The following is a 15,565-nucleotide window of genomic DNA, read 5'->3' on the forward strand; positions in this document are numbered from 1 at the left end:
CGCGTGCGAGCAAGCTCGGTGAAAGGCTGATACCAAGCGATTTATCCGCGCGGGTATTGGCTGCAAGCCAGACCGACGTTGGAAATTCGATCGGCAGATCGCCTGGCTTTGCGGAAGCCTCACGTCAACCACCGTGACGTCGGGATGCTTCTGCAGGTACGCGCGGTGGCCCTCCTTTGCATTGAAGGCCTCCAGGATCTCGACGGAAGGGTCCGACGTGAACAAAGCCCGGCAGCCCGTTACCACAACGGGATGGTCGTCGACGATCAGTACCCGCATGTCTTTCTGGCCCTCATTATACGTCCTCACGTCCTCCAGTTGTGGAAAACGTCGCGAGCGCTGGAATGGTTCACTTTCCGAGCGTAGCTGGGCAATCCAACCAATGGAGCACGAAGTACAGCAGGCCTTCGCGGAACCTAAGCAAGAGCAGAACCGGTGGTTCATGCACCGTTCGAATCTCGAGCTTAGCCAGGCCCTTCCACGGGGACAACTGTGAAGCGGACTGCACGCCCAAACATCGAACGCCTTAACTTCGGTTTTTTCGGACACCAAAGAGTATCACGTTGATCTAATCATTAGTCAGAAGGCGGCGAACACCAAACTCAATACGGTTGCGCTGCGCAAGGGTGTGAACAGGAAGGCGTCGAGCGCGAGCGTGGATCGACCTCAGCGGCTTCGCCCAATCGCGGAGCCGCCGCCTTTTTGTTCCGTCCGCCCTCTCCGCACTGATCGCGTCTTGCGCCGCACGTACCAGGCCACCATCGAGATGACCAGCCAAGCAAGCGATGCACCTATGAAGGCGGCTGCGATGCTGGTTTCCGCCGTCAACGAAAAGACCATCGCAAAGGCCAGCATGCCGAGCGCGCCGAGCGCGGCGCCAGCGGAGTCGACCGCGGCCGCCGTTCGCCCGCGGCGCTCGCCGGCGAGGCCCGCCTCCCGCTTCCGGCGGATTTCATGCTTCTCGATCAGCGTGGCGCTGGCGCAGAAGATCGCCGGAAGGGCGAGGAAAAGCCCGCCGATAGAGGCTCCATAGCGACTGCTGACGAGGCCGGCGAAGACTGTCGCGGTGCCGCCGAGCGCGAATCGGATCAGGTATTCGTACCAGCGGCCTTCCTTGAGAGATGACGGCGAAAAGCGGATCGGCATCATGTCTGTCCCCCGGCAAGGGTCAGCACGCCGAAGGCTACGATCAGCCAGACGACGAGAGATAGCAAAGTGGCGGGCAACGCTCGCAGTCGGGCGCGAACGAGGATTTGACAAACGACGACGCTGTAGACGGCGAGCGCGATCGACCCCGCGAGCATCGCCTGAGCTTGCAGGGTCGCATAGTGCGCCCCGTGCTGGTGTACCGCAATCCCGAGCGTTGCGAGCGCGACCGAGGGTGCGGCCGCGAAGAGACCGGCGAAGCTCTTAGGACGTAGAAGATCTCCCAGCATCGCGAAAGCTGATACAACGGCGCCCCCAACGAGAAAGCGGACGATGTATTCGGTCATTTTGTCGTCTTCCAGAGTCTCCCGAGCGGCCCGCCGGCCCCGTAGACCGGATCCTTGCGCGGCGGCGGCACCTTCGGAATGCTCTTCAGGGCGCGTGGACGGTCCTCCACCGTCGTGCATTCGTCGTAAGTCCCCGCCGGCGGGTAGGCTCCGATGACGAGGAAGTCATCGTCTGCCCCCAGGCACTGGTGCCCTGTGCCGGCGGGCAGGACGGCGACATCGCCGGCCTTCAACGTGAATATTCTACCCTTCTTTTTTCCGCCAAATCGAACGCGCCCCTTGCCGCGCGCGATGCCGAGCACCTCATGGATCCGGGAGTGGTAATGAACGTAGTCGTAGATGGTGTTGCGCCAAGTATCGCCCCATCCGTTCGCCTCGAACAGGTCTTCGATCTCCGCCGCGGGGTCGTAGCGTTCATCGAGATTGACTGCCCGGCGATAAATGACTAGGGGCCATCGCGGATGATTGGGGATGAGACCGTCATCCTTGAAGCGGACAGTGTGCGGGTTTCGCGCTTGCGCGAAGTCCATAGCTTTCCGCTTACCGGGGCGCCGCAAACCGGTGGCGCGTTCCGCATACCGCTTTAGAGACTCAAGGGTCGGCATGATCGTTCTCCGTTGATGCATCGAGCGGGTAGCCGGTGCACAGCCGCAGGAACCGTTCAAGAGCCGCTCCCAATGCGAAACCTGCGACGACATCGCTCGCCCAGTGCGCCAGGACGACTAAGCGCGTCAGCGAGATGCCGACCGCAATGGCGCGGATCGCCCGACGGGGGCCGGCCGGCATCGCACCGGCCGCCGATGCCAAGGCTCCCATGTGCAGTGCGTGGCCGGAGGGAAAGGCGTCCTCACTTTTCCCGGAAAATGGGACGCCGTGGAGGTGTCCGATCACTGTCCTGCGGTCCGGTCGGGTCTGGTCGAACAGAAGCTTCAAACCATGGGGCAGCAGCGACGCCGCGACCGTGACCAGCAGAGCATGGTTGCCGGCGCGCCGCAGCGGCTCGCCTCGCCCCCGCGACGCAAGCCAACCAGCCGCCGCGAGGACCAGAAGGACCTTCTCGTCGGCGCCCCAAGTCAGGGCGCGGGCTACCATTTCTGGAGCCGGCGCAGTGTTACGGGCGATGAAGCGTGCGGCCACGACATCCGCTCTGGTCGGCCGGACAGTGACCGGAAAGCTTGGCCCTCTAAGGCGACTTGCTGAAACTCTAGCAATTTTGAACATGGCTCAAGCGATCAACTTCGCTCCATAAAGACCTCTGATCGCGCTCCGCTGCTTGTCATCGACAATCAGCCTTCCGCCGTATGATTCTCGCCCAACGCAAGCGAACGCTCGGAACAGCCCTTGCTACCCATTTCGGGTAGATCACATCGAACTCCCCGAGGATCCGTCGGACGCGAGCCGATGTCATGCCGCGTGAATGGGGAGTCCGCCGAAGTAGACGATGTGGCAGGCCTCCGCGGCTGTCACCTGTCGCTATTCCGCTGCCTGGACACTCGGTGAACTTTCCACCGGCGCGAGCGGAGATACGGCGGGCCCATTGAGCGCGGTACCGTCCGGCGCGAATTGAGAACCGTGGCAGGGGCAATCCCAACACTGCTCCAGCGAATTCCAATGCACGACACAACCAAGATGGGTGCAGCTCGCCGACAAAAGGTGCAATTTGCCATCGCGGTCGCGGCAGGCGGCAATCTTCTTCAATCCGCTGCGAACGAGCCGGCCCTCTCCCAGGCGGAGCCGCTCCACCGAGGCGAGTGCATCGGCGCTGAGATATTCGGCAAAGTTCTTGAGTGGCGTGATGTTCTCGCTGATGAACGTCGTGATATTCTTGAAGACCTTGCGCTCGGGTAAATAGACGGCCTCCCAGTTATTGCCGCCGATTGTAATCAGGTCCGCAATCAAGAGACCTGCCACCAGGCCGTTCGTCATGCCTTGCCCGGAATCGCCGCTGACGAGGAACACATGCTCTTCGTCCGGGCTGCGTCCGACGAAGCCGGTGAAGTCCGTGGGTTCGAGCACTTGGCCCGACCAGCGATGGGTGATCTTGCCGATCATCGGCAACCGCGCGCGCGTCCATTGTTCGAGCGCGGAAAAGCGCGCCTGACCATCGTCGGCTTCGCCGGACTTGTGGTCTTCACCACCGACGATCACGATGTCCTCATCCGCCGAGCTCGGCTGCAGGCGGACATAGTGATAGGGATCGAGCGTGTCCCAATACAGCGCATCCAGCAGCGAGCCCGCCGGGACTTTGGCCGCAATCACATAGGTGCGATAGGGCGCCTGTTTGGTATGGATCGCGACGCGCAGACTGACGGGCGAGTTCGTCGCAACGACGACGTCCGTGACCCGCACCTCGCCGCCTGACGTCCTCAGAACGATTTCTCCGCGGCCGTGCTCGATCGTCTCGACGCAGGTGTCACCGTAAAGCCTGGCGCCGCGCCGATGCAGCGCTTTCGCCAATCCGGCAAGGTATTTGGTCGGATGAAAGCGCGCTTGTCGGGGAAAACGAAGCGAGCGCGCAAAACCGCCGTGATGGATTGGTGTCGGATCGCTGCAAAGCTCGACGGGGATTCCCAGCTTCCTGCAGCTTTCGAATTCCTCATCCAGATGCGATGGCAACGTCTCCGGCGCCAACACCCAATAGCCACCGACGCGGCGGAAATCGCAGTCAATGCCCTCGGCAGACTGGATCGCCTGCGCGCGGTCGATCGCGGCGGCGACGCTCTGGTAGTACAACCGGGCGCAATCCTCACCCCGAACCCTGATCAATTCCTTGTAGTCGTCGTCCAGGGCCGTTGCCAAATGGGCGGTGGTGCGCGCCGTCATTCCGCTGCCAATTCTGCCGCGGTCGAGCACGATGACCGAGCGCCCGCGCGCGGCCAGTTCATAGGCCACCGACAGACCGGCGATGCCGGCGCCGATCACGCCGACGTCGGCACGTGCCTGCCCCGAAAAGCGCGAAGCCGCCGGGATGAACGTCTCCATCCAAAGCGACTTGGTATCTTCATCCAGCACGTTCATGGCGTTTGTCCTCCGGAATACAAACGAAGGGCAAAGCGCAACCGTTCCTTTGAACAGAGGCCTCCGCGTTCGAGCCCATATGTGCCGACGAGGCCCGAATGGACTGTCATGGTGCAGCTTTAGCATTTGCGGAAAGAAGAATGCCTTCTCGCGTCCGAGGCCGGTCAGAGGATGCGCACATAGGAGGTGGCACGCCCGGTTCCGGGTTCTTCTGAGCCGATCAGAGATCAGAGTCGCGAGAAGCGTCCAATCCCCGCCTGGCGCTGCCGCCAACTGGCGTACAAAGCCCTCATGAGCCTCCATATTCGTTGTCGGGAAGCAACTCGTGGCGGTCGAACGCGAACTGTCACTCGAATGACCTTCTCGCCACGGACAGCTTCGGCCGCGGCCGCAGTGGATCGTGCGGACGCGATTAACGCTCCGCGGTACCGCGGCACAAAAAGAGCCCCGCCGAAGCGGGGCTCAGCATCACGTCCTCAATACTTCTTGCCTTGAGAATTGTCGGCCGGCTGGCTCGATGCCGGAGGATTGCTCTGGTTGGGCTGCCCGGACGGCATATTCTGGTTGGCGGCCGGCGGATTGTTGCCTTGGGGCGGAGGCGCCGCTTGTCCGGTCGTCTGACCGGAAGGCTGTTGCGTCCCGCTCTGTCCCGTCGTTGCCGGCTGGTTTTGCTGGGCCTGTCCGGTCGTTGCCGGTTGATTCTGCTGAGCCTGCCCGGTCGTTGCCGGTTGGTTCTGCTGAGCCTGCCCGGTTGTCGTGGGCGGGTTCTGCTGCGCTTGGCCCGTTGTCGGTTGGTCCTGCTGCGCCGGAGCATTGGCCTGACCGGTGTTCTGTCCGGTCGTGCCCTGTTGCGCCGGCTGCTGTTGGCTCGTCTGTCCCTGACCAGTCGTGGTCTGGCTCTGGGTGGCACTGATCTTGTTGGAGACGCCAAGCGCCGAGACCGTGCTGATATCGATCGAGCCGCTGGCCTGGATGCCTTGCTGCCGCTGGAAGGTGATCAACGCCTCGCGCGTCCGCGGGCCGAGCACGCCATCCGCCTCACCGGTCAGCAATCTGCGCTCGATCAGCACCTGCTGCACGACACGAATTTCCTCGGGGCTCAGATTAAGCGCAGCGGCGCTGCCGCCGCTGACACCGCCACCTCCACCGCCGATCCTGCCGGCGTGGCTGAACCGCGTCCGCGGCCCGGCCGGAACAACATCTACAATCCGGCGGCTGCGATCGAGGACCACGATCTCGTCGTCGACGACGAAGAAGCTGTCGTCGCGGAAGGCCGGGAACACATCGATCAGCGCCGGAAAGGCCGAGACGGACACCACGTTGATGCTTCTCGGCACCACCACGCCGGTATTGACCTGGAAGTTGATCGAGCTGGCGTTAACCCGCGCCACGTTGCGCGAGCTGAGCACCGACTGCTGCAGCGTTGTCTGCTGTTGCGCATTGACCGACACGCGGCCCGACATGCTCTGGGTCGTCGTACTCTGGTTTTGCGCCGGCGCAGTGGCTTGGGTGCCGGTCGCTGCGCCCTGGTTCTGCTGCGAGATCTGACCCTGCGTCGTCTGACCCTGCGTGGCCTGACCCGGGGCAGGAGCATTGCTCGGTCTGGTGTTGGCGCCGGTTGTCGTGCTCTGGTCCTTCTGGCCCTGTGGCGCCTTTTGCTCGGACTGTCGCGTCTGGTCGCGCTCGCCGCGCCCCTGTCCGACGGTCTGACTGTTTTGCTTGCCCGAGGACTGAGCCTTGTCTTGCGACTTTTGCTCGGATTGACGAGTTTGGTCGCGATCGCCACGACGCCGGCCGATGGTTTGGTCCTTTTGCCCCTGCTGATCCTTACCGGCCTGGCCTCTCTCCGTAACGCGGCCGCCCTCTCTCATACCTTCGCCACGCTCGGTGCGTGACTGACCGCCCGCAGGGCTTTCCGCCCGGCCTCCGCGTGGCTCCGCGGCCCGGCCCTGCGTCATGCCTTCACCGCGCGATGCACCGCCCGGACCTTGCGACGTTCCGCCTCCGGACTTGTCGTGCTCCGCGGCGCCGCCGGCACCCATTCCGCCGCCTCCACCTTCACGCATGCCTTGCGCCGCCGCCAGGCTGACGCCAGCGAGCAGCACTGCTGTGGACAACAGGAACCTACTCTTTCTCATGCTCATCTGCATCTCCTCCAATATTCATTGCTCGCAGTGTCTTCGATCGGCACTTTCGGATTCACAAAACTTGAAATCCATCGCGCGCTGCGACGCGGCGCGAAGTGCAATCCGACTTTCTGTTCGGACAACGAGACGGTACTGGGAACGTTCCTGACCGCAGCACCAGACGGAACTGGTCAGGCTGAGGAAGCTTCATGTTCCCTACGGGGTAAGTCCAACAGTGCAGTCAGGATAGTTTTCTCGGGCGAGTCACCCGGACGAGGCAAGAAGCCGTTCAAGAAAAACCTTGCCGGCGCCCTCGCGGCGGAGGGAGTGTCGGGACGCGCTGGCGCCGTCGCCCTCACGAGCCGGATATCGGTGGAGATGGTGCAAAGGATCGCCGCAATCGGCGCTCATCATCGCAATTTCAGCGCCTGCCGCGCTCGCAATACGGACGGCTGCAACGCCAACAGCTGGTCGGCATCGCAAGCGGACGCGAATAGAGTCTTCAGCCATTTCGCCGGAATTCTCTGATCCGGAATTCTCTGATGATGTGCCGCACGATTATCTGGCCCGAAAGGCCGCAATCGCTGCCCTGGCGTCCGGCGGCACCGCCACGATCGAATGGGCTGGCACGCCGGTCTGCCCACGGACTGGAGCCTATGGCACGGCCGTTCTCTTTGGCTCTAATCCGGCAAAGGCGATCCACTCCGGGAGCGGCGCGCCGTCGCGGTGCCGACCGCCGGCAACTGCCGCCGCCCAAGCGCTCACAGCCCCGAGCAGTGTGGCCGCGGCCAAGGAGAACGCGAGAACGATCGTGCTGCGACGCACATGAGCGATTGCTGTTTTCGAGCTCGCTATGGCCTGATCGACCCGCCGCTCGGAGTCGCCGGCCGAAAGGCCCGTCAGTGCCTGGATCTGCTGGATCAGATAGGTCCGGTCATCTCCGTTCACACCGTTGTGGCTCGACGAGGTCATGAGAATCCGGCCCGCCTCGGCGCGTTCGGCGCTGATCTCGGCATTCGCAGGCCGACGCGGGGAGCGCAACAGCCGATCGAGTTCGTAGCTCAGGAGCGGCTCGGCAACCGTATTGTTGGCCAATGTCGTCGATGAAGACGCGCGATTGACCGCGGCCGCGCCAACAATGCCTGCCAGGACAGCGCCAAGTAGAACCGCGAGCGCCCATGCCGCCAGCCCATGAAGTCCGTCGCGCATCTCCCTTTCGGCACCGCTCGTCGCATCGATGCCGCCGCGAACTCGCCCTGCAATGTAGCCGCCCAGACCAAAACTGACGATCGCCTGCAAGATCAAATAGAGCCCAGAGAGTAGCGACAGCGCGGGAGACGCGTCTCGCCAGGTTGGTGAGGTTGAGCTGACACCGAGACCGATGGCGACGCCAAAGGTCACCAGAATAAAGGTAAATGCCGTCGCGACGAACGCGCCTGCGACGATGGACGTCCATCGCAAATGTCGCCCCTGATCGGGAATTGTCAGCGCTTCGTCTTCGATGAGCGTGGGAGCTTCGATGGTCATGATCGAAGTCCTCAGCGCAGACCGAAGAACGAAAGGATGGCCATTATCACGACGATCAGCCCGATCAGATAGATCAGCTGGTTCATTTCAGTCCTCCAGTTCCGCTCCGGCCTGATAATTGCACTTGGTTCGGAAGGTTCCTGTCGGATGCTAATGATGCCATGCAACACGCTAGCGCTATTCGCTGCGATTGCCGTGCGTCATTGCTGCGACTGTCGCCGAATAGGCTCTCGGCAGCTTATCGATTGGCTCGCCGTCGCTCAAACGCGCCCGTTAGCCCGTTCGCTTGCTCAATGGCCGCCTAGCGCCAGAAGCCGCTTCCCCGCCCCGACATTCTGCTTTCGGCACCCGTCGAGCGTAGGTTCAGCCGAAAACGGAAATAGCGAGAGAATACGGTTCGCACCTGGTAGCGTGATGCTATGTCCGCGATCGCAGGTAAAACCCGGTCCATCCAGGGAGTTTCCCAGAGGCCGCCAGGGGCGAAGATGTTCTGCATGTCAATGCAGAGGTGAACCGCATCCCGGATGTCGGGGATTTCCGACTCGCTGTCCCTCGTCGATGCACCACTTGCCCCACCCGGGATTCGAATGAGATCGTGAGGGCCCAGGTTCCGTTCCGAGCAGCCGCATGGAACCAAGCGATTGGCCGACCGTTGGGCGCGAATGGCGAGCGGAAACTGGCGCACTCGCGCCAGCAGGTTTGACTTCTCAGCTCGGCCTCCACCGCAGGGAAAACGACATGGCTGATGTCGCAAATCAAGTTGCCAATCGCATCCCAACCAACCTCGTCGTCAATGGCGTCAGGCGCACGCTGGACCTCGTGCCCTGGACCACGCTGCTCGACGCATTGCGTGACCATCTTGCGCTGACCGGCACCAAAAAAGGCTGCGATCACGGTCAATGCGGCGCCTGTACGGTGCTGGTCGATGGTCGGCGGGTCAATTCCTGCCTGACGCTCGCCGTCATGACGGACGGCGCGGAGATCACGACCATCGAAGGTCTTGCCAGGGATGGCGCGCTGCATCCATTGCAGCAGGCCTTCATCGACCACGACGCCTTCCAATGCGGCTATTGCACGCCGGGACAGATTTGTTCGGCGGCCGGTTTGCTCGCCGAAGGTCGCGCCGGGGATCCTGACGAGATCCGGGAGCTGATGAGCGGAAATCTCTGCCGCTGCGGCGCCTATCCCAACATCGTCGCCGCCATCCAGCAGGCAGTGGGGCGGCCATGATCAACTTCCAGTACTCCCGCGCCGCCGACGTCGCCGATGCGATCCTCCTGCTCACCGCCCATCCCGGTGCCAAGCTCATCGCCGGCGGCACCAATTTGATCGACCTGATGAAGAAGAACGTCGAGCAGCCGTCCTGGCTGATCGACATCTCTCGCCTGCCGCTCCGCAAGATCGAGGAAACGGCTGACGGAGGCCTGCGCATCGGCGCCTTGCTGCCGAACTCCGATCTTGCCTACCATCCGCTCATCGAGCAGCGCTACCCGCTGGTCGCCAGCGCCATCCTCGCCGGAGCTTCGGCGCAATTGCGCAACATGGCCTCCGTTGGCGGTAATCTGATGCAGCGAACGCGTTGCGCCTATTTTTATGATACGGCAACGCCCTGCAACAAGCGAACTCCCGGCAGCGGTTGCTCGGCGATCGACGGCCTCAACCGCAATCATGCGATCCTCGGCACGAGCGCCGCCTGTATCGCGACCAATCCGTCCGACATGAGCGTGGCGCTGGCTGCGCTCGGCGCGCTCGTGCACATCGCAGGCCCATCCGGTGAGCGGACGATGGCATTGACCGATTTCCATCGGCTGCCTGGCGACACGCCTCACATCGATACCAATCTCGATACCGCCGAGATCATCACGGCAATCGAACTGCCGCGACGCGGCTTTGCCCATAACTACAGCTATCTGAAAGTCCGCGACCGCCTGTCTTATGCCTTCGCCCTCGTCTCGGTCGCGGCCGCGCTCGAACTCGAGGGCAACGCGATCAGCGAGGCACGCGTGGCGCTCGGCGGCGTGGCCCACAAGCCCTGGCGCAGCTTTGAGGCCGAAGCGGCGCTACGCGGCCAAGCGGCAACAGTGGAGCATTTCTCGCACGCTGCCGATCTCCTGCTGCAGGGCGCGAGGGCCTCTGCCCATAACGGCTTCAAGGTCGAGCTGGCACGCCGCGCCATCGTGCGGACGCTGATGCAGGCCGCAAGCGCCACGCCGCAATCGCAAGCTCACAAGAAGATCGCGTGAGGGACCGATGAACGCCTATGTCGGAACAGCAACGTCTCGCGTCGACGGTCGGGCCAAGGTCACCGGGGCCGCCAAATATGCCGGCGAATTCACCGCCGACGGACTCGTCCACGGTTTCGTCGTCGAGGCCACAATTCCACGCGGACGCATTGCCCGCCTCGACACCAGCGAGGCGCTGAAGGTCACGGGCGTCCTCGACGTGCTCACCCATGCGCATCGCCCGCCGCTCGCCGACAAGGACGAGGCCTGGAAGGACGAGGTGGCGCCGGACGAAGGTTCGCCGTTCCGTCCGCTCTACGACGACAGCATCAAATTCAACGGTCAGCCGATCGCGCTGGTCGTGGCGGAGGAGTGGGAAACCGCGAAATTCGCCGCGACGCTGGTGCGTGTCGAATATCAGCAGGAACAGGCGTTTGCGACCGATCTCGAAGCCGGGCGCAACAAGGCGACTGAGGTGAAAAAGCCGCACGAGCCGCGGGGCGATGCCGCAGGCGCGCTCGCAGGATCGGCTGTGCGGCACGAGGCGGACTACTTCATTCCGACCGAGCATCACAATCCGATGGAGCTCTATGCAACCACGGTCGTCTGGGACGGCAACGGCAGGCTCACGGTCTACGACAAGACGCAAGGCGTCCTGAACGTCCACAAATATCTCTGCAGCGTATTCGGCAAAAAGCCCGATGAAATCCGCGTGCTCTCGCCCTATGTCGGTGGGGCCTTCGGCTCCGGCTTGAGGCCGCAATATCAGGTGGTGCTGGCAACGCTTGCCGCGCTCGCTCTGAAGCGCTCCGTTCGCGTGGTGCTGACGCGACAGCAAATGTACGGGCTCGGTCACCGGCCGGCGACGATCGAGCGCGTCGGGATCGGCGCCAAGCCTGACGGCACGCTCGAGGCGGTCACGCACGAGGCCACGGCCATCACCTCGCGGTACGAGGATTTCGCGCGCAACGACAGCGGCTGGGCGGAACAGCTCTACAAGAGCCGGAACAGCCACTATTCCCACAAGCTCGCGCGCCTCGACGTCTCCACCCCCTGCGACATGCGCGCGCCCGGCGCAGCTTCGGGCGTCTGCGCGCTCGAATGCGCCATGGACGAGCTGGCCCTCGCGCTCAACCTCGATCCCATCGAACTGCGGCTGAAATGCTACTCGGATCGCGACCAGAGCGAAGACCTGCCCTACACCAGCAAGCAGCTGCGCGAATGCTACGCCCGCGGCGCGGAGGCCTTCGGCTGGAGCAAGCGCAATCCCGCCGCACGCTCGATGCGTGATGACAAGGAGCTGGTCGGCTGGGGTATGGCGACAGGCGTGTGGGAGGCGCTGCAGATGCCGGTCGCGGTCCGCATCGTGCTGAGCGCCAATGGCCATGCCGAGGTATCCTGCGCGGCGTCCGACATCGGCACCGGCACCTACACCATCGTGGCGCAGGTGGCGGCCGATGCACTCGGGCTGCCGATCGAGAACATTAGCGTCAAGCTCGCCGACTCGACCCTGCCGCAAGCTCCCGTCGAGGGCGGTTCCTGGATGGCTGCATCGAGCGCGCATGCGGTACTGGGAGCAGCCGAAGACATTCGCCAGGAGCTCGCGCGCCTCGCCAGTGCAATGCCCTCTTCGCCCCTCGCCGGTATCGATGCGGCCGAAGTCATCCTCGTCGACGGCACCATCGCCAGCAACGGCGAGAAGAGCCGTGCGGTCCCGATCACGGATGCGATGCGCTACGGCAAGCTCGAACGGATCGAGAAGCACAAGCTCAACCACTTCGCGGAGGACAAGTCGCACGCCCGCAACACGCATTCAGCCGTATTCGCAGAGGTGAAGATCGACGAGCAGCTCGGCGTCATCCGCGTCACGCGAGTCGTGAGCGCCGTCGCAGCCGGGCGGATTCTCAACACCAAGACCGGCCGCAGCCAGATCATGGGCGGCGTGGTCTGGGGAATCGGGATGGCCCTGCACGAGGAGACGGTGATGGATCACCGGTTCGGCCGGATTATGAACGCGAATATCGCCGAGTACCACTTCCCCGTGAATGCCGACATTCACGACATCGATGTGATCTTCGTCCAAGAGCGCGACGATCGCATCAACCGGCTGGGCGTCAAGGGTCTCGGCGAAATCGGCATCGTCGGCGTTCCCGCAGCAATTGCGAACGCCGTCTATCATGCCACCGGAAAGCGCATCCGCCGCTTCCCGATCACGCTCGACAAGCTCCTCGCCTGATGCGCTAGATAAGTGTTCCCGCAGCGAGGCTCGTCGCGCATCCATGCCGTATGGCCAGCGCGTCTTCTACGCGACCTGATGGAAGCGCATACCCGGACGTCGTAGTCCTGTGGCGCGCTCTGCGTATTCCTTCAGATCTTCAATGAGCGGCATGGTCGTCCGCCGGCGAGCGAGAGGACGGCTTCGAGAAGATGGCAGCCCGCGTAGCCCAACTGGAACAGCAGATGGGCATTCACGACCTGAACCAATTTACGCCGCGGTAACTGCAGAACGCCGTGCCTCCATCAGGCAAGCGGAGAATAGCGGATGTCGCAATCCCGAAAGGTAGGCAGCTTAACCTCGCCGGCGTTCCTCTTCGTGATGACCACGGGCGTCGTCAACCTGTTCGGCCGACATCACCTACTAAGGCGGCGCCAGCATCAACGGACCGTTCATGGCGACGCTAGGCGCCGGCGCCGCCATCGTCAGTCACGGCGGGGCTCGGCGAGTTTCTCGGCTACGCTCTGCGTTTGCCCGCCGGCTACGCGGCGGACCGGACTGGGCGCTACTGGCTAATCACGTTCATCGGCTACGTCATCAACCTCTTCGCGGTGCCGGCCATGGCGCTCGCTGGAAGCTGGCAGGTCGCGGCCGCGCTTGTCCTCGCCGAGCGGATAGGGCGCGCGCTGCGCAAGCCCACGGTGGAGGCGATGCTCTCCTACACGACGGGCGAACTCGGCAAGGGTTGGGTGTACGCGCTGAACACCTCGCTCGACGAGATCGGTGCGACCCTGGGTCCGCTCATCATCGCGCCGGTGCTCCTGCTGAAGGGGGACTTCCGGACCGGGTACGCCTTCCTGACGATCTCGGCCGTGATGGCGCTCGTGGCGTTGGTGGTCGCCAGGGTGAGCTTCCCATTGCCGTCGCGCCTTGGGCAGGGCGATACGGCGCCGGCCAAGGACTTCGGCAAGGCCTATTGGCTGTATATGCTGGCCGGCGCCTTGTTCGCCGCTGGGCTGATGAGCTTCGAACTGATCTCCTATCACCTGACCAAGGCGAAGATCACTTCCGAGCAGTGGATCCCGGTGATGCTCGCGATCTCGACCGGCTTCGGCGTGCTGGCGAATCTGGCCTTCGGAAAGGCCTACGATCGCATCGGGCTTCCGGTCGTGATCGCCGCAGTGAGCGTTTCGGCGGCGTTCTCGCCCTTCGTGTTTCTCGGCGGTTTCTGGCTTGTGCTGTTCGGCATGCTGCTCTGGGGCGTCGGCTACGCGATCCAAGACACGCTACTCAAGGCGATCGTCGCTGAAGTGCTGCCGGACGGAAAGCGCAATTTCGCATTCGGACTGTACTATGCGGGCTACGGCGTAGGCTGGCTTGTCGGCAGCATCGTGGCGGGTCTGCTGTACGAAAACTCGCGGGCCGCGCTGATCGCATTCTCCATCGTCGCTCAACTTGCCTCGGTGCCGGTCTTTGTCCTGGCGGGGCGGCAGGAGGGCTCGCGATGAGCGCGGGTCATTGGCGGACGCTACGCGCTGGCATTATCGTGCTGCGGTCACCTCGCCGTCCTTCTTGACGAAGCGGCCCTACCGGATCCTCCAGAATCCGGCACATTGGAAAATGTATGCGGCCGCGCGACAGCAAGCCAGCAAACCACCGCAAGGATCAGAAGACGTTCTCGTCGACCCCCAAAGTCAAAGCGCGGGCTACTTCCACCGGAGCTGGCGCAGTGTTGCGGACGATGGAACATCCGACCGCGACATCCGCTTTTGCCATGACCGGAAAGCTTGGTCGTCTAAGGCGACGCGCTTGGTACGGCTAGTTGGTCTTCGTGAGGTCACGCTCGGAATGCGAGCGAGGAATCTCTTGCAAGAGCATCCTTCACTTTCCTGGAACGGAAAGCCGCCGTTCCGGTTACTCCACCTTCAAGTGTGCTTGAGGCCCGGTCGGTTGATCGCCTGCCGAGGGGGGCCGAGTGGCAATATGAGCCGAAGTGGGACGACTTTCGCCGCCTTTTGATCCGAAGCGGATCGCGCCTTCGGATGCAGTCCAAATCGGGGCGAGAGCTTGCTCGTTACTTTCCGGAAGTGGCAGTCGCGGCCCTGAACCTTGCCGAAACACAATTTGCGCTGGACGGCGAGTTAGTCATTCCAATCGGCAAGCGCTTTTCGTTCGATGATCTGCTGCAGCGCATCCACCCAGCGGCAAGCCGCGTCAAACGGCTTGCCACGGAAACGCCGGCCGTATTTCTCGCGTTTGATCTTCTTGGCTGCGGGACCGACGACATTGCGGGGCTCCCGCTCACGAAACGGCGCCCTGCGCTGGAACGGTTCGCCAAACGGCATTTCAAGCGCAGCGAGATCTTTGTCCTCTCTCCGGCAAGTCGAAATCATACCGATGCCGAACGGTGGCTCGCTCGGGCCGGTGGTGGTAGCGATGGTGTCATCGCCAAACGCATCGATCTTCCCTACCAGACCGGCAATCGCGAAGGCATGCGAAAGATCAAACGCATCCGCTCCGCGGACTGCGTGATTGGGGGTTTTCGCTACGGAGAGAGGCGTACTGCCGGGCGCAAAGTCGTAGGCTCTCTCTTGTTGGGCCTCTATGATGAAAAGGGCCAATTGAACCATGTCGGGTTCACGTCCGGGCTCAAGTCTGCAGCGAAGGCGGCTTTGACGGATCAGCTTGAGACCATCGTGAGCGACCACAGCTTCACCGGAAACGCGCCCGGCGGCCGCAGCCGGTGGTCGACCAAACGATCGACGGAATGGCAGTCGGTGAAACCGAAATTCGTTGTTGAAGTTTCCTATGACCACTTCACCGCCGGACGATTTCGCCACGGCACCACGATCATCCGGTGGCGTCCTGACAAAAAGCCGCGCCAATGCACTATGGACCAACGTGAACAGTATTCGGTTCTGCCTGCGGCATTGCTTCGTGCTCCAGTGTAGGAACGTCTACGCC

Annotated in this window: 12 protein-coding genes and 3 pseudogenes; 6 read left to right on the forward strand and 9 right to left on the reverse strand. The window is 62.9% G+C overall.

Going from position 1 to position 15,565, the window contains the following annotated elements; translation table 11 throughout:
• Positions 1-111: 111 nt before the first annotated feature.
• The 7 genes and pseudogenes from AAFG50_RS24920 to AAFG50_RS24950 form a co-directional block, all read right to left on the reverse strand.
• Positions 112-279 (reverse strand): annotated as a pseudogene (locus AAFG50_RS24920) (response regulator); the annotation flags it as partial.
• 387 nt (positions 280-666) lie between these two features.
• A complete protein-coding gene (locus AAFG50_RS24925; RefSeq protein ID WP_011087956.1) occupies positions 667-1,149 on the reverse strand; it encodes a DUF3147 family protein in 483 nt (160 codons plus the stop codon).
• The gene (locus tag AAFG50_RS24930) at positions 1,146-1,493 is read right to left on the reverse strand and encodes a DUF3147 family protein (RefSeq protein ID WP_028171510.1); all 348 of its coding nucleotides are present in this window, start codon (positions 1,491-1,493) and stop codon (positions 1,146-1,148) included. The genes AAFG50_RS24925 and AAFG50_RS24930 overlap by 4 nt, the downstream gene beginning before the upstream one ends.
• Complete coding sequence (locus tag AAFG50_RS24935) at positions 1,490-2,098, reverse strand: cupin domain-containing protein (protein WP_028171509.1); 609 nt, start codon at positions 2,096-2,098, stop codon at positions 1,490-1,492. Before AAFG50_RS24935 ends, AAFG50_RS24930 begins: the two co-directional genes overlap by 4 nt.
• Entirely contained in the window at positions 2,085-2,630 is a 546-nt protein-coding gene (locus tag AAFG50_RS24940; RefSeq protein ID WP_309142096.1) for a phosphatase PAP2 family protein, read from the reverse strand. Before AAFG50_RS24940 ends, AAFG50_RS24935 begins: the two co-directional genes overlap by 14 nt.
• A gap of 336 nt (positions 2,631-2,966) precedes the next feature.
• Positions 2,967-4,511, reverse strand: a complete 1,545-nt coding sequence (locus AAFG50_RS24945) for an FAD-dependent oxidoreductase (protein WP_028171508.1) — start codon at positions 4,509-4,511, stop codon at positions 2,967-2,969.
• 476 nt (positions 4,512-4,987) lie between these two features.
• Entirely contained in the window at positions 4,988-6,655 is a 1,668-nt protein-coding gene (locus tag AAFG50_RS24950) for a peptidoglycan-binding protein (RefSeq protein WP_231166502.1), read from the reverse strand.
• 282 nt (positions 6,656-6,937) lie between these two features.
• On the opposite strand from AAFG50_RS24950, the pseudogene AAFG50_RS24955 reads away from it, so the two are divergent.
• A pseudogene (locus AAFG50_RS24955) lies at positions 6,938-7,091 on the forward strand (formate dehydrogenase accessory sulfurtransferase FdhD); the annotation flags it as partial.
• Between the two features lie 200 nt (positions 7,092-7,291).
• Here AAFG50_RS24955 and AAFG50_RS24960 read toward each other — a convergent pair.
• Together AAFG50_RS24960 and AAFG50_RS24965 are read right to left on the reverse strand one after the other, a co-directional pair.
• A complete protein-coding gene (locus tag AAFG50_RS24960; RefSeq protein WP_028171506.1) occupies positions 7,292-8,164 on the reverse strand; it encodes a hypothetical protein in 873 nt (290 codons plus the stop codon).
• 379 nt (positions 8,165-8,543) lie between these two features.
• Positions 8,544-8,660: pseudogene (locus AAFG50_RS24965) on the reverse strand (cysteine hydrolase); the annotation flags it as partial.
• Between the two features lie 242 nt (positions 8,661-8,902).
• Between AAFG50_RS24965 and AAFG50_RS24970 the strand changes: the two are divergent.
• The 5 genes from AAFG50_RS24970 (at position 8,903) to AAFG50_RS24990 (ending at position 15,552) form a co-directional block, all read left to right on the forward strand.
• Positions 8,903-9,394, forward strand: a complete 492-nt coding sequence (locus AAFG50_RS24970; RefSeq protein WP_028171505.1) for a (2Fe-2S)-binding protein — start codon at positions 8,903-8,905, stop codon at positions 9,392-9,394.
• Positions 9,391-10,407 (forward strand): xanthine dehydrogenase family protein subunit M, encoded by a 1,017-nt coding sequence (locus AAFG50_RS24975; protein ID WP_011087966.1) that lies wholly within the window; start codon positions 9,391-9,393, stop codon positions 10,405-10,407. The genes AAFG50_RS24970 and AAFG50_RS24975 overlap by 4 nt, the downstream gene beginning before the upstream one ends.
• Before the next feature lie 7 nt (positions 10,408-10,414).
• Complete coding sequence (locus AAFG50_RS24980) at positions 10,415-12,622, forward strand: xanthine dehydrogenase family protein molybdopterin-binding subunit (protein WP_028171504.1); 2,208 nt, start codon at positions 10,415-10,417, stop codon at positions 12,620-12,622.
• Positions 12,623-13,131: 509 nt separating this feature from the next.
• A complete protein-coding gene (locus AAFG50_RS24985; RefSeq protein WP_231166503.1) occupies positions 13,132-14,109 on the forward strand; it encodes an MFS transporter in 978 nt (325 codons plus the stop codon).
• 381 nt (positions 14,110-14,490) lie between these two features.
• The gene (locus AAFG50_RS24990; RefSeq protein WP_074076869.1) at positions 14,491-15,552 is read left to right on the forward strand and encodes an ATP-dependent DNA ligase; all 1,062 of its coding nucleotides are present in this window, start codon (positions 14,491-14,493) and stop codon (positions 15,550-15,552) included.
• The last annotated feature ends 13 nt before the right edge of the window (positions 15,553-15,565 follow it).

It is taken from the genome of Bradyrhizobium sp. B039 (genome assembly GCF_038965675.1).
Lineage (GTDB): Bacteria > Pseudomonadota > Alphaproteobacteria > Rhizobiales > Xanthobacteraceae > Bradyrhizobium > Bradyrhizobium diazoefficiens.